Annotated in this window: 12 protein-coding genes; 6 read left to right on the top strand and 6 right to left on the bottom strand. The window is 73.7% G+C overall.

Annotated elements, in window-relative coordinates:
• Window positions 1-17 precede the first annotated feature (17 nt).
• A complete protein-coding gene (lon, locus tag KBX43_RS19280) occupies window positions 18-2354 on the bottom strand; it encodes an endopeptidase La (protein WP_113972817.1) in 2337 nt (778 codons plus the stop codon).
• Window positions 2355-2599: 245 nt separating this feature from the next.
• Here lon and KBX43_RS19275 point away from each other — a divergent pair, with 245 nt between their 5' ends.
• A complete protein-coding gene (locus KBX43_RS19275) occupies window positions 2600-2947 on the top strand; it encodes an Lsr2 family protein (RefSeq protein WP_043330078.1) in 348 nt (115 codons plus the stop codon).
• 234 nt (window positions 2948-3181) lie between these two features.
• On the opposite strand, the gene KBX43_RS19270 is transcribed toward KBX43_RS19275, so the two are convergent.
• Both KBX43_RS19270 and KBX43_RS19265 read right to left on the bottom strand, forming a co-directional pair.
• Window positions 3182-4474 (bottom strand): hypothetical protein, encoded by a 1293-nt coding sequence (locus tag KBX43_RS19270; protein ID WP_069088576.1) that lies wholly within the window; start codon window positions 4472-4474, stop codon window positions 3182-3184.
• 270 nt (window positions 4475-4744) lie between these two features.
• Entirely contained in the window at window positions 4745-5611 is an 867-nt protein-coding gene (locus KBX43_RS19265) for a hypothetical protein (protein ID WP_210886242.1), read from the bottom strand.
• Window positions 5612-5742: 131 nt separating this feature from the next.
• Between KBX43_RS19265 and KBX43_RS19260 the strand changes: the two genes are divergently transcribed.
• Window positions 5743-6834 carry a DICT sensory domain-containing protein gene (locus KBX43_RS19260; RefSeq protein ID WP_043323680.1) on the top strand — a complete coding sequence of 364 codons (1092 nt, stop codon included), beginning with the start codon at window positions 5743-5745 and terminating at the stop codon, window positions 6832-6834.
• Window positions 6835-6860: 26 nt separating this feature from the next.
• The gene (locus tag KBX43_RS19255; RefSeq protein ID WP_210886229.1) at window positions 6861-7580 is read left to right on the top strand and encodes a helical backbone metal receptor; all 720 of its coding nucleotides are present in this window, start codon (window positions 6861-6863) and stop codon (window positions 7578-7580) included.
• 14 nt (window positions 7581-7594) lie between these two features.
• Here the strand turns inward: KBX43_RS19255 and KBX43_RS19250 are convergent, their stop codons facing one another.
• The gene (locus tag KBX43_RS19250; RefSeq protein ID WP_030499932.1) at window positions 7595-8293 is read right to left on the bottom strand and encodes a CBS domain-containing protein; all 699 of its coding nucleotides are present in this window, start codon (window positions 8291-8293) and stop codon (window positions 7595-7597) included.
• A 217-nt stretch (window positions 8294-8510) separates the two neighbouring features.
• On the opposite strand from KBX43_RS19250, the gene KBX43_RS19245 reads away from it, so the two are divergent.
• Together KBX43_RS19245 and KBX43_RS19240 are read left to right on the top strand one after the other, a co-directional pair.
• A complete protein-coding gene (locus KBX43_RS19245; RefSeq protein WP_369799256.1) occupies window positions 8511-9092 on the top strand; it encodes a hypothetical protein in 582 nt (193 codons plus the stop codon).
• A 154-nt stretch (window positions 9093-9246) separates the two neighbouring features.
• Entirely contained in the window at window positions 9247-9615 is a 369-nt protein-coding gene (locus KBX43_RS19240) for an FKBP-type peptidyl-prolyl cis-trans isomerase (RefSeq protein WP_030499930.1), read from the top strand.
• Between the two features lie 74 nt (window positions 9616-9689).
• Here the strand turns inward: KBX43_RS19240 and KBX43_RS19235 are convergent, their stop codons facing one another.
• The gene (locus KBX43_RS19235; protein WP_083297017.1) at window positions 9690-10088 is read right to left on the bottom strand and encodes an STAS domain-containing protein; all 399 of its coding nucleotides are present in this window, start codon (window positions 10086-10088) and stop codon (window positions 9690-9692) included.
• Between the two features lie 173 nt (window positions 10089-10261).
• Between KBX43_RS19235 and KBX43_RS19230 the strand changes: the two genes are divergently transcribed.
• A complete protein-coding gene (locus KBX43_RS19230; RefSeq protein ID WP_210886226.1) occupies window positions 10262-11281 on the top strand; it encodes an SMP-30/gluconolactonase/LRE family protein in 1020 nt (339 codons plus the stop codon).
• 29 nt (window positions 11282-11310) lie between these two features.
• Here the strand turns inward: KBX43_RS19230 and KBX43_RS19225 are convergent, their stop codons facing one another.
• On the bottom strand, window positions 11311-12582 hold the full coding sequence (locus tag KBX43_RS19225) for an Ig-like domain-containing protein (RefSeq protein ID WP_064445788.1): 1272 nt from the start codon (window positions 12580-12582) through the stop codon (window positions 11311-11313).
• Between the last annotated feature and the right edge of the window lie 37 nt (window positions 12583-12619).

The raw sequence follows: 12619 nt of genomic DNA, 5'->3' as shown, positions 1-12619 counted from the left end.
GGCCGGGGCGACGGCCGTCAGGCCGCGGCGAGCGCCGGGCCGTCCAGCGCCTGCGTGTCGAGTTCGGCCGGGCGCAGCGCCAGCGCGAGCACGTCCGCCACGTCGGACAGGGTGTGCACGGTCAGCGCCTCCCGCACCTGCGCCGGCAGGTCGTCCAGGTCCGGCTCGTTGCGCTTCGGGATGATCACCTCGGTGAGACCGGCCCGGTGCGCGGCGAGCAGCTTCTGCTTCACCCCGCCGATCGGCAGCACCCGGCCGGAGAGCGTCACCTCGCCGGTCATCCCGAACTCGGGCCGCACCGGACGCCCGGTCACCAGTGAGGCCAGCGCGGTCACCATGGTGATGCCGGCGCTCGGGCCGTCCTTCGGTACCGCGCCCGCCGGAACGTGCAGGTGGATCCGCCGCCCGGCCAGCGCGTTCGGGTCCAGCCCGTAGCGCCGCCCGTTCGACCGCAGGTACGACCACGCGATGTGCGCGGACTCCTTCATCACGTCGCCGAGCTGCCCGGTGAGCGTCAGCCCGGGCTCGCCCTCCATGGTGGTGGCCTCGATGAACAGCACGTCGCCACCGGCGCCGGTGACGGCCAGGCCGGTCGCCACGCCGGGCACGGCGGTCCGCTCGGCCGACTCCGGGGTGAACTTCGGCCGGCCCAGGTAGCGGGCCAGGTTCCCGGCGTCCACGTGTACCGGCGCGGCGTCCGTGGCGAGCGCGACGGCCACCTTGCGCAGGATCTTCGCCAGGGCCCGTTCGAGCTGCCGGACACCGGCCTCCCGGGTGTACTCGCCCGCGATCAGCGCCAGCGCGTCGTCGGCGACGCTCACCTCCTCGCCGGTCAGCCCGGCCCGCTCCCGCTGCCGGGGCAGCAGGTGGTCGCGGGCGATGGCCACCTTCTCGTCCTCGGTGTAGCCGTCCAGCGCGACCAGCTCCATCCGGTCCAGCAGCGGGCCGGGGATCGCCTCCACCACGTTGGCGGTGGCGAGGAACAGCACGTCGGACAGGTCGAGGTCGACCTCCAGGTAGTGGTCGCGGAACGTGTGGTTCTGCGCCGGGTCGAGCACCTCCAGCAGAGCCGCCGCCGGGTCGCCGGAGTAGCCGGCGGCCAGCTTGTCGACCTCGTCGAGCAGCACGACCGGGTTCATCGAGCCGGCCTCGCGCAGCGCCCGCACGATCCGGCCGGGCAGCGCGCCGACGTAGGTGCGCCGGTGGCCGCGGATCTCCGCCTCGTCCCGGACGCCGCCGAGGGAGACGCGGACGAAGTTGCGGCCCAGCGCCCGGGCGACCGACTCGCCGAGGCTGGTCTTGCCGACACCGGGCGGGCCGGCCAGGGCGAGCACCGCGCCGGAGCCGCGTCCGCCGACCACGCCGAGGTTGCGCTCCGCGCGCCGGTTGCGCACCGCGAGGTACTCCAGGATGCGGTCCTTCACGTCGGCCAGGCCGGCGTGGTCGGCGTCGAGCACGGCCCGCGCCGCGGCCAGGTCCGTGTTGTCAGCGGTACGCGTGCTCCACGGCATCTCCAGCACGGTGTCCAGCCAGGTACGGATCCAGCCCGCCTCGGGTGAGGCGTCACTGGCCCGTTCCAGCTTGCCGACCTCGCGCAGCGCCGCCTCGCGTACCTTCTCCGGCAGGTCGGCGGACTCCACCCGGGAGCGGTAGTCGGCGGAGCCGTCGGGCTCGTCCTCGCCGAGTTCCTTGCGGATCGCGGCGAGCTGCTGGCGGAGCAGGAACTCGCGCTGGGACTTCTCCAGCCCTTCGCGCACGTCGCTGTTGATCTGCTCGGTGACCTCCTGCTCGGCCAGGTGCTCCTTCACCCAGCCGACCAGCAGCTCCAGCCGGGCGGTGACGTCCGGCGCGGCGAGCAGCTCGGTCTTCTGCGCCAGGCTGAGCCAGGGCGCGTAGCCGGCCGAGTCGGCCAGCTCGGACAGGTCCGTCATCCGCTCCATCGCGTCGATCACCTGCCAGGCGCCGCGCTGCTGGAGCACCGAGGTCATGAGCGCGCGGTACTCGCGGGCGAGTTCCCGGGCGCGGCCCGCCGGGGCGGGCTCGTCGAGCGTCGCGGCCTCGACCCAGAGCGCGGCGCCGGGACCGGGCACGCCGGAGCCGATACGGGCCCGGACGAGACCGCGGATCACGGCGGCCGGCTCGCCGCTGGGCAGCCGGCCCACCTTCTCGATCGTGGCGACCACGCCGACGGAGCCGTACTCGCCGTCAAGGCGGGGCACGGCCAGGAGTTCCTTGTCGCCGGTGGCGCGGGCCGCGTCGACGGCGGCCTGGGTGGTCGGGTCGAGGGTGACCGGGATGACCATCCCGGGCAGCAGGACGGTGTCGGTCAGGGGAAGTACCGGAAGAGTTGCCATCGGACACCTGCCATCACGTTGGTTGAGCGTGTCTGGCTCAAGTAACAAAAGGTGTCCCTTGTTCCGGATTGTGACCCACGCCACTGTCCGGCCTTCCCGACGCCTGTTCGCGCACCGGTCCTCTATTGGCCGCGACGCTTACCTGGCACGACCCGCCGAATGCAAAGAGGCGGGTATTGTTGCGAAATTACCGTGAGGTAAGTCAGACTCTTAGCACACCCCGCCCGACACAGGGAGTAATGGCGATGGCAAGGAAAGTAATCACCGTTCTGACCGACGACCTCGACGGCGGAAAGGCCGATCGGACCGTCGAGTTCAGCCTGGACGGCGTGGCGTACACGATCGACGTGTCCGACGAGAACGCGGGCGTTCTGCGCAAGGCGCTGGACCCGTACATCAGCGCTGGCAGGCGGATCGGCCGCGGCGCCACCGAGGTCGCCCGCGCCACCCGGCGCGCGGGCCGGCCGAGCACCTCGGGAATGGACCGCGAGCAGAACCGCGCCATCCGCGAATGGGCAGCCAAGAACGGGTACGAGATTTCCGAGCGCGGGCGCATCCCGGTGTCGGTCGTCGAGGCGTACAAGAACCGCTGAGCGCTAAACACTCACCGTCGGGTATCCCAGGGTCACGCTGAGAAATCGCAGCGCCCGGCCGGCCTTTTGTGTTGTCGGTGACTTTCATCGGGCTGGAGTCCGACGGCACGAAACTTCTTCCCGGAACGATTCCCACGCTCCCCTGCCGGACCCGCCTCGCGTACCCACCACGCGGACACGACACGGCCGCGGCCACCCGGACGGTTCCCGGGCGGCCGCGGCCGTCGCGTGTCCTCAGTTGACCCGGATGCGCACCACGTCGATGGCGGGAGTCTGGTTCGCCCGCTCCATCATCGGGATGCGGTGCGAGCCGTCACCGGCCCAGACCGCGCACTGCGCCACGCCCGACTGCGCCAGGCCCGGGATCTGGATCAGCACGTCGTCCGGCTGGTTGCCGCCGCGGCCGTCCTCGGTGGCGACGAAGAACGCCGGCACGTCCTGCGGGTTCGGGGGCTGCCGGGTGCTGCCGAGCATCCGGCAGGCGGTGTGGAAGTGGCCGCGCACCAGGCCCTGACCGTTGAGCAGCGAGCTCTCCAGGTAGTAGCCGCCCTGCCCGGCCGCGAGGAAGCGGTCCCGCACCAGGTTCTTGGTGGTCACCCGGAGCGTGAACGGCTGGTTGCGCCGCACCTGGTTCGGGAACTGCGTGATCAGCAGCGACGGGTTGTTCGCCGCGGCGCCCACCTCACCGAACGCGGTGCTGACGCACCGGTTGCCGTTCTGGAAGCCGTCGTGCCCCTGCAGCTGGCTGCCGGAGCAGTCCTTGGCGAGCACGTTCAGCCCGTTGCCGCCACCGTTGTTCTGGCCGCCGCCGTTGTTGTTCCCGCCGCCGTTGTTCCCGCCGTTCTGGCCCCCGTTCTGACCGCCGTTGTTGTTGCCGCCGTTCTGACCCCCGCCGTTCTGACCCCCACCGTTGCCGGGGACGTCGGTCAACGCGCACCGGGCGAACTGGTCCAGCCCCTGCGGGCGCTGGCCGAACCGGCCGATGGCGGTGGCGATCCGGTTCAGCGCCGCGGTCCGCTTGTCCGCGAGCGGACCCAGGATCGCGTTGTTGATGAACTCGCCCCCGTTGCGGCCCTCCGCCGCGAGCCGCCGGTTCGCCTCAGCGATCTGGGACGTCAGCGCCGCCAGTTCTCGATCCACCTCGGCACGGGCCCGGCCGGGCACCTGCGGCAGCCGACCCCGGACGTCCGGGCAGGTCACGGTCGGAGTGCCGGCGCCGGCGCCACCCGCGGTCGTCTGCTGGCACTCGGCCGGCGACATCTGGCCGTCGCCCCAGTGGTTACGGACCCAGCGGCCGTTCTGCCAGGTACGGGTGCTGCTGCCCTGGCCGTCCGGGGCGGTCGCCCCCGGGCTGGCGGGCACACAGGACGCCGAGGCGGCGCGCGTGGTCGTCCGCCGGTCCTGGGCGGACGAGATCTGGGTGACGGCCACGATGCCGCCGAAGACCGCGAGCGTGCCGACCACTGCCAGCACCCGCTTGCTCCGCGCGTTACCGGATGACCGGCGCGCCCGTGTGGACCTGCGCATCGAATTGCTCTCCTTCTCGATCCGGTAGTTGACTGGTGATCCCGGCGGACCGATGAATTCGGGGTGTGAGATCACTGCGACGCTCGGGTCGCGCGTCGATGGCCGACGATGCCCTTTCCGCATCGTCTCCGCGCCGTCCGGGCGCGGCGGGGAAGTCTGCGTCCATTCCCGATGAGGTACGGAGCGCCGTCGGCGAAGGTTCAACCGGAGATCGAAAAAAATCGGGACGTGCCGGGCCGGGGTCGGCTCGGCGCCGCGGCCAGGAAGGATTCAGTCCGCGCAGAGGTGGTCGAAGGCGAAGCCGCCGTCGAAGGAGTCCCGCCGGGCCGCGAGCGCGCGCACCCGACCGCAAAGCTCCTCCCGGTCCACCAGAGACGCCCCGGCGGCGTCGAGATCGCGCAGTCGCTCCCCCAGCGCCATCGCGGCCAGGTCCTCGGCGAGCCGGCCCGGGTCCACGCCGCAGGAGAATCCCCGCGACGTCAGCCGTACCCGCTCCAGCAGGCAGCCGCCGGGCCGCACCTCGACCCAGCACCAGCCCTCCGCCGGGCCGCCGGTCCAGCGCACGTGCAGCCCGCGCACGATCGGGTCGGCGATCCGGCCGGCCACGTACGCCTCGACCGCCTCGACCCGCGCGAGCGCCCCGAGGTCGTTCACCGGTCCACGCCGGCCGTCCGGGAGCCGGCCGATGATGTCCCGGAAGCCGACCGCGTCCCCGGCGTCCGGGTCGGTGCCCTCGGCGTAGGCCCGCGCGTCCAGGACGTACTCGACGAAGCGGCGGACGTGATCGGCGCCGCGCAGCGTCGGTGACTCGACCCGCAGCAGCGGCAGGCCGACGGCGGCGGACACCGCGTCGGTCAGCCGTTCCTCCCGGCGGGCGGGCGACCCGTCGGACGCGGGCGCGGTGAACCGCACCGCGAAGCGCGGCAGGCCGGTGTCGGCGGCGCCGACCACCAGGTCCAGCGGCGCCCGTCCGGCCGTGCTCCACTGGTTGCCGGTGACCCCCGGCGGTCGGCCCTGCACCAGCTCGCCGAGCCGCCGGCCGGCGTACCCGACGTGCCCGTGGCGGGTCAGGCACGGCGTCGCGCCGGACGGGACCGACCGCAGCCAGGAGGCGGTCACGCTGCCGGTGTTCGTCATCTCGCCCCGCCCCCCGTCGTCCGGTCGACGCCCGAGTGTAGGGCGTCGGGCGTCCGCTCCGGCGGTGCGGTGGAGCACGCCGGGGCCCGCCGACCGGTGCGCAGCCGCGTCCGTGCCTCTAGGCTCTGCCCGTGCACAGCGGACGGACCCCGGAGCAGTTCACCAAACGCAGTCTCGTCGCCCTCTCCCACGCCATCGAGCGGGCCGCGCTCGCCGAGGCCGAGGACGGCCCGCTGATCGTGTTCGCCCTGTTCCAGCGGCTGCCGTACTTCGACCGGGAGCGCGAGGTCTACCGGCGCATCGCCGGCCGCGCCGCGGCGACGGTGGTGGCGATGGTCGGCGGCCCGCCGCCCGACCTGCCCGAGCGCACGTACGGCGTGACGCTCGACGAGGCGGAGGAGCTGGCCCGCGAGTGGAGCGTGGTGGTGCTGAGCCCCCGGTTCGGCGCCACCCTCGTGGCCCACGACCGCGCCGAGGCGACGCCCGCGCCGACGCTGGAAGCCGGCCGGCTCTTCGACGGCCGCTGGGGATTCCGCCGGGACGAGGCGCTGCACGAGGCCATCCGGCTGCGCGAACAACTCGCCGAGCGGCTGCCCGCCGAGGCGCGCACGGCGCTGGACGAGGCGATCGCCCGGGTGCGCGACATCCCGGCCGGACCGGGCGAGCCGCGCGCCGAGGCGGCGCTGCGGCTGCTGGCCCGCCGCGCCGACCGGGTCACGCCGCCGGTCCAGCCGGCCGAGGCGTTCCTGGACGAGCCGGGCCTGCGCCGGTGGGCCGGCATGGACGGGGTGACCGCCTCGGGCACGCTGCCGGTGGCGCTGGTCGGCCTGCGGGTGGACGAGCCGCCCGGCTCGCCGGAACGATTCGGCCGGCGCAACGGCGCCCGGGAGGGCCATGCCGTGCTCGCCGCCGTCACCGGCGCGCTGCGCCCGGTCGACCGCGCGCTGCGGGTCGCCGAGAACGAGTACCAGCTCCTGCTGCCCGGGCTGGACGAGCCGGCCGCGCTCGAGGTGGTGCGCCGCCTGCACGACGCGATCGCCGCGCTCGCCAAGTCGTACCCGTTCCTGGTTTACACGATGCACGCGGCGGTCGGGGTGAGCACCCGGCGGCCGCTGCCCACCGCGGACCTGCGCGCCGCCGTCGACTGGGCGGCCCGCAAGGGCCTGCCGGTGGCGGGCCTGCCGCCGGAGACGGCCGACGCCGCGACCGCGCCGGCCCGCTGATCCGCGGTACGAGGGGAGAACACGCCGTGCGGGTGGTGTCGCTGGTGCCGTCGCTGACCGAGGCGGTGGCGGCCACCCGCCCGGAGGTGCTGGTCGGGGCGACCGACTGGTGCACCCATCCGGCCGGGCTGGACGTCGCCCGGGTCGGCGGGACGAAGTATCCGGACCTGGACCGGGTGCTCGCCCTCAAGCCGGATCTGGTGCTGCTCAACGAGGAGGAGAACCGGCTGGCCGACGCCGAGGCGTTGCGCGCGGCCGGGGCGCCGGTGCGGGTCACGTTCCCGCGTACCGTGCCGGAGGCGCTCGACCAGCTCGGAGAGCTGGTGGTCGCGCTCGGCGCGCCGGCCGAGCCGCCGTGGCTGACGGCGGCCCGTCGCGCCTGGGCGGCCCTGGGCACGCCGGCGCGCGTCCGCACCGCTGTGGTGCCGGTGTGGCGGCGCCCGTGGGTGGTGCTCGGCCGGGACACGTTCGCCGGGGACGTGCTGGCCCGGCTCGGCGTGCTCAACGGCTGGGCCGGGGACGCGGAACGCTATCCCCGGCCCGCTCTCGACGAGCTGCGCGCCCGGTCACCGGAGCTGGTGGTGCTGCCCGACGAGCCGTACCGGTTCACCGCCGACGACGGCCCGGAGGCGTTCCCGGGGGTACCGGCGGCGCTGGTGTCCGGCCGGCACCTCACCTGGTACGGCCCGTCGCTGGCCGAGGCCCCGGCGCTGCTCGCCGCCCAGCTCGCGAGCGCCACCGCCTGACCACGCCGGCACGCTCAGGCAACCGGGGTGGCGTGCACCGGGTCCAGCTCCATCAGCGTGGTGTCGTCCAGGTCGTACCCGATCGCGTTGTGCACGGCGACCACGCCCGCGACCTGTCCGGCCAGGCGGCCGGCGAGCTCGACGGCGCTGCGCCGGTCCAGCCGACCGTCCATAGTGACCTCGCCGCCGCGGACCTGCACCGTGACCAGGCCGTCGCGGACCGACAGCACCCGGCGCAGCACCTCGTGCACCACCTCCTCGCGGATCTCCGCGTCGGTACGCAGGTGCACCCGGAGCAGGTCACCACGGGTGACGATGCCGGACAGCCGGCCCAGGTCGTCCAGCACCGGCACCCGCTTGACCGCCTCGCGGTCCATCAGCCGGGCCGTCGCGGCCAGCGAGGCGCGCTCGTGGGTGGTGACCGCCGGTGCGGTCATCAGGTCCCCGGCCACCAGCGCGTCGGCCTTCTCCCGGGCGGTACGGCGCCGCCGCCCCTCGAACACCCGGCGCTCGTCCGGGTGACCGGCCCGCTCCACCTTGTGCAGCAGGTCCGCCTCGGAGATCACGCCGAGCACCCGGTGGAACGAGTCGACCACCGGCACGCCGCTGATCCGCTTACGCACCAGCACGTCGACGATCTCGCGGTACGGGGTCTGCTCCGTCACCGCCGCGACGTCCCTGGTCATCACGTCGGCCACCTGCCACGTCCTCATCACGACCTCCTCGTGCCGGGCCTTCACCTGCGACGATAGGCCGCCGCAAACGCCCTGGTCAGGGGCGGCGGACCGGCGGGGAGGGGCCGACCGGACCGGGTACGGACGGGACCAATGACCCGGTCATCAGGGCACCGGTCGGCCCTGCTCCGGGAGGCGGCGCGGCGGTGGAATGAATGTGCCACCGGGAAGCGCGGTGCGAGGCACAGGAAGGGACGTGGAGACCATGACCGCGACAATCGAGCGGACCCCCGCCGTCAAGCGGACCCCCGCCGCCACCACCGCTCCGGCGGCGCACATCGAGACCACCCGGCAGAAGGCCACCCGGTACGTGTGGGCCGGCCTGCGGCTCGCGCTGGGCTGGATCTTCCTCTGGGCCTTCCTCGACAAGATGTTCGGCCTCGGCCACGAGACTGCGGCGAAGAACGCCTGGATCAACGGCGGCAGCCCGACCAAGGGCTTCCTGGGCAACGCGGTCGAGGGCCCGTTCGCGGACCTCTACCGGAACATCGCCGGCGCGGCCTGGGCGGACACGCTGTTCATGCTCGGCCTGCTCGGCATCGGTGTCGCGCTGATGCTCGGCATCGGCATCCGGATCGCCGCCGTGGCCGGCGGACTGCTCCTGGTCCTGATGTGGACGGCCGTGCTGCCCCCGGCGAACAACCCCTTCATGGACGACCACCTCATCTACGCGGGCCTGTTGGCCGGTCTCGCCCTGGTGGGCGCCGGCAACACCCTCGGCCTCGGCCGGATCTGGGCGAAGCTCCCCCTGGTCCAGCGTCTCCCCTGGCTGAAGTGAACCAGCCCGCTGCGGGGCGGGCGTCGCCGACAGGCGGCGCCCGCCCCCTTCTCGTGTCCCCGCCACGCCGGTGTGCGGGGACCGGCGCGTATCGGCCGGTCGCGATCCGGCAGGATCGACGGTGACCACACCGTCAGCACCGAGGAGACCGTTCATGGACAAGCCCCAGGTCGGCCCGATCGAGGGCGCGCCGCCCGCGGATCTGGTCGTCGAGGACATCACCGTCGGCGACGGCCCGGAGGCCCGCCCGGGCCAACTGGTGAGCGTGCACTACGTGGGCGTGGCCCACTCGAACGGCCGCGAGTTCGACGCCTCGTGGAACCGGGGTGAGACATTCGAGTTCCCGCTCGGCGGCGGCCAGGTCATCGCCGGCTGGGACCAGGGCGTCGTCGGCATGAAGGTCGGCGGCCGGCGCAAGCTCACCATCCCGCCGCACCTGGGCTACGGCGCCCGCGGCGCCGGCGGCGTCATCAAGCCGAACGAGACGCTCGTCTTCGTGGTGGACCTGCTCGGCGTGCGCTGAGCGCAGCGCCCTTCACGTCGGGCCGTCGGCACTCGCGCCGGCGGCCCGTCGTGTGCCCGGCGGCCCGCTCCCGTTCAGGCCGCGCAGGCCACCATCTCGTGGGTGCGGCCGGACCGGTCGTGGGCACGGCTCGGCACGTCCTGCGAGCGGTCGGAGCAGCGCACCGGGAGCACCCGGTGCAGGCCGGTCACCCGCAGCACCCGGGCCACCACCGGGTCCGGGTCGACGAGCACCAGCTCGCCACCGCGGGCCCGGACCCGCAGGTGGGTGGCGACGAGCGCGCGGACCCCGGCGGCGGACAGCAGCCGCACACCCGACAGGTCGACCCGCAGCACCGGCCGCGCCGGCGCGGCCCAGAGCGCGGCCCGGAACGCCGTCACGGTGGCGATGTCGATCTCGCCGACCGGACGCAGCTCGACCACGTGATCGTGCACGTCCATCGCCACGTGGAAGCGCTCAACGCTGTGTACCATGCGGCCAAACCTACCCGGCCCCACCGACATTTCCGGGCCTCGCGGAGGGGTTCCGGGTACTGTCCGGGAACCGACCCCGAGCCGTCTCAGGGTCATCCCGCAGCCGCCGCGCCACGGGCGCGAAACGCCGTCGGGCACTGCCCTTCGCGACGCCGCCGGGCCACAATGAGCCGATGGCCGTCCCCCGCCCGCGTGCGCCCCTGCTGATCCGGCCGGTCCGCGAGCCGGCGACCGTGCCGCCGCCGCTGACCGGGCCCTGGACGCCCGCCGACACCCGGCTCGACCGGGCCGACCTGCTGCCGTTGCCGGCCGGCGGGCACGGGCCGGAGGACGTGGTGGTCGACGCCGACGGCCGGGTGGTCAGCGGCGACGAGGACGGCCGGCTCTGGTGGTGGCCCGCCGACGCGCCGGCCGGCACCCGGCCCACGCTTCTGGCCGAGACCGGCGGACGGCCGCTGGGCATCGAACGGGACCCGGTCGACGGCGGGCTGCTCGTCTGCGACGCGTACCGGGGACTGCTGCGGGTCGACCCCGCCGGCGCGGTGCACGAGCTGACCGGGACCGCCCCGCCGGTGCACCTGGCCGACAACGCGGCGGTCGCGAGCGACGGCACCGTCTACTTCACCGACTCCTCCGACCGCTTCCCGCTGTCGCACTGGAAGCGGGACCTGCTGGAGCACCGGCCCAACGGGCGGGTGCTGGCCTACGACAGGCGCACCGGGCGCACCGACGTGGTGGCCGACGGGCTCTACTTCCCCAACGGGCTGGCGCTCACCCCGGACGAGTCGGCGCTGATGCTCGCCGAGACCGCCACCCACCGGCTGCTCCGGATCGACCTGCCGGGCGGGCGGGCCACGGTGCTGACCGACCTGCCGGCGTACCCGGACAACATCTCCGCGGTGGGTGACGGGACGTACTGGGTCGCGTTGCCCAGCCCCCGGCTGGCGGCGATGGAACGGCTGCTGCCGCATCCGCGCGTACGCCAGATCGTCGCGCTGCTGCCCGGCGCGGTGCAGCCCCGGCCGCGCCGCTACGGGCTGGTCGCGCTGGTCGACGGCGCGGGGCGGGTGCTGCGGACGCTGCACGGCCCCAGCGGGGCGTACCCGATGGTCACCGGCGTGCGGCAGCACGGCCGCCGGCTCTGGCTGGGCAGCCTGACCGCGGCCGGGGTGGCCCGCGTCGACCTGGACTGAGCACGGCACGGGGCCGTTCCTCCCCAGGTTCAGCCGCCGCTGTTGCTCCGCGACGGGGCCGGCGCCGGCGCCGACCCGCCGGCCACCGCGCCCGGGTGCGGCGTGGCGCTCTGCGTGGGCTTCAGCCCCGCCGGTACGGGCAGCGCGCTGCCCTTGGCGAACTCGTCCCAGCTGACGTTCCAGGCGGTGAAGCCGTTGCCCTGGTCGAGCTTCACCTCGGTGCCCCGCACTGTCACCAGGTCACCGACCTGCGTGACGCCCATGAGCCAGTCCGCGGCCGTGGCCGACACGTTCGTGCAGCCGTGCGAGGTGTTGGTGTAGCCCTGCTCCCCCTCCGACCACGGCGCGGAGTGGATGAACTCGCCGCCCCAGGTCAGCCGCTGGGCGTCGTCCACGTCGACCACGTAGCCGCCGTTTGGCTCACCCCGGGTGTCGAACGTGGTGTGCTCGTGCTTCTCCATGATCACCATGGTGCCGCTGGACGTCGGCGTGCTCTCCTTGCCGAGACTGACCGGGATCTTCTTGAGCACCTTGCCGTCCTCGTAGACGGTCATCTGCTTGGTCCCGTTGTCGATGTCGAGCGTCACCTGCCGGCCGACCTTGGCGGTCGCGACCCGGTCGGAGTCGCCGATCGCCTCCTTGCCGATGGGCAGCCCCTGCAACGCGCTGCGCACGCTGATCGTCGTGCCCGGCTTCCAGCGGTCCGGCGCCCGGTACTCGGCCTGCTTGCCGTCGGCCACCCACGACCAGGTGCCGGGCTGCGGCGGGTCGGTCTTCACGAACAGCCGGCGCTGCACGTCCGCGCGGGCCTCCTTCGGAATCGGCGGGTCGAATCCGAGCACCACCGGCATCGCCGTCCCGTACGTCTGATTCGGCCGGAAATACAATTCGCTGGTGACGGCCGGTTTGGTGGATTTGGCCATCGTCGTGAACGTCGTCTTCTGCGTGGCGGTCTTCCCCGAATCGCCGGTCGCGGTCACCTCCGCCGTGTACGTCCGGGAATTGGCCAGCGGACGGTCCGGCACCCAGCCGGAGCCGTCCTCGCGCGGCTGGGCCGGTACGGCGTTGCCCTTGTCGTCGGTCAGCTTGACGGCTGTCACCTTGCCGTTGCTGACCTTCGTGCCCACCTCCGCGCTGATCGGCACGTTCTTCGTGCGATCGGCGGGTGTCACGGTGACCGACGGCGGCGACGCCTCGGCCTGTTTCGCCACCGACTTCGGGCCGGCGGTGCACGCGCCGACCGCCAGCGGCGCGGCTGCGACAGTCATCGCGAAAAGCGTCAGTCGGCGCCTCGCAAACATATTTCGCCCCCCATTTCCGAACCCTCTCGCCCACATT

Source organism: Micromonospora sp. C41 (assembly GCF_018070485.1).
Classification (GTDB): domain Bacteria; phylum Actinomycetota; class Actinomycetes; order Mycobacteriales; family Micromonosporaceae; genus Micromonospora; species Micromonospora chalcea.
The sequence above is the reverse complement of the archived record's forward strand: the minus strand, read 5'-3'. Positions and strand labels throughout refer to the sequence as shown.

Coding starts and splice junctions, on each gene's coding strand:
- lon (WP_113972817.1), bottom strand. CDS start 2,354: ATGGCAACTCTTCCGGTACTTCCCCTGACCGACACCGTCCTGCTGCCC.
- KBX43_RS19275 (WP_043330078.1), top strand. CDS start 2,600: ATGGCAAGGAAAGTAATCACCGTTCTGACCGACGACCTCGACGGCGGA.
- KBX43_RS19235 (WP_083297017.1), bottom strand. CDS start 10,088: ATGGTACACAGCGTTGAGCGCTTCCACGTGGCGATGGACGTGCACGAT.
- KBX43_RS19265 (WP_210886242.1), bottom strand. CDS start 5,611: ATGACGAACACCGGCAGCGTGACCGCCTCCTGGCTGCGGTCGGTCCCG.
- KBX43_RS19240 (WP_030499930.1), top strand. CDS start 9,247: ATGGACAAGCCCCAGGTCGGCCCGATCGAGGGCGCGCCGCCCGCGGAT.
- KBX43_RS19230 (WP_210886226.1), top strand. CDS start 10,262: ATGGCCGTCCCCCGCCCGCGTGCGCCCCTGCTGATCCGGCCGGTCCGC.
- KBX43_RS19270 (WP_069088576.1), bottom strand. CDS start 4,474: ATGCGCAGGTCCACACGGGCGCGCCGGTCATCCGGTAACGCGCGGAGC.
- KBX43_RS19250 (WP_030499932.1), bottom strand. CDS start 8,293: ATGAGGACGTGGCAGGTGGCCGACGTGATGACCAGGGACGTCGCGGCG.
- KBX43_RS19225 (WP_064445788.1), bottom strand. CDS start 12,582: ATGTTTGCGAGGCGCCGACTGACGCTTTTCGCGATGACTGTCGCAGCC.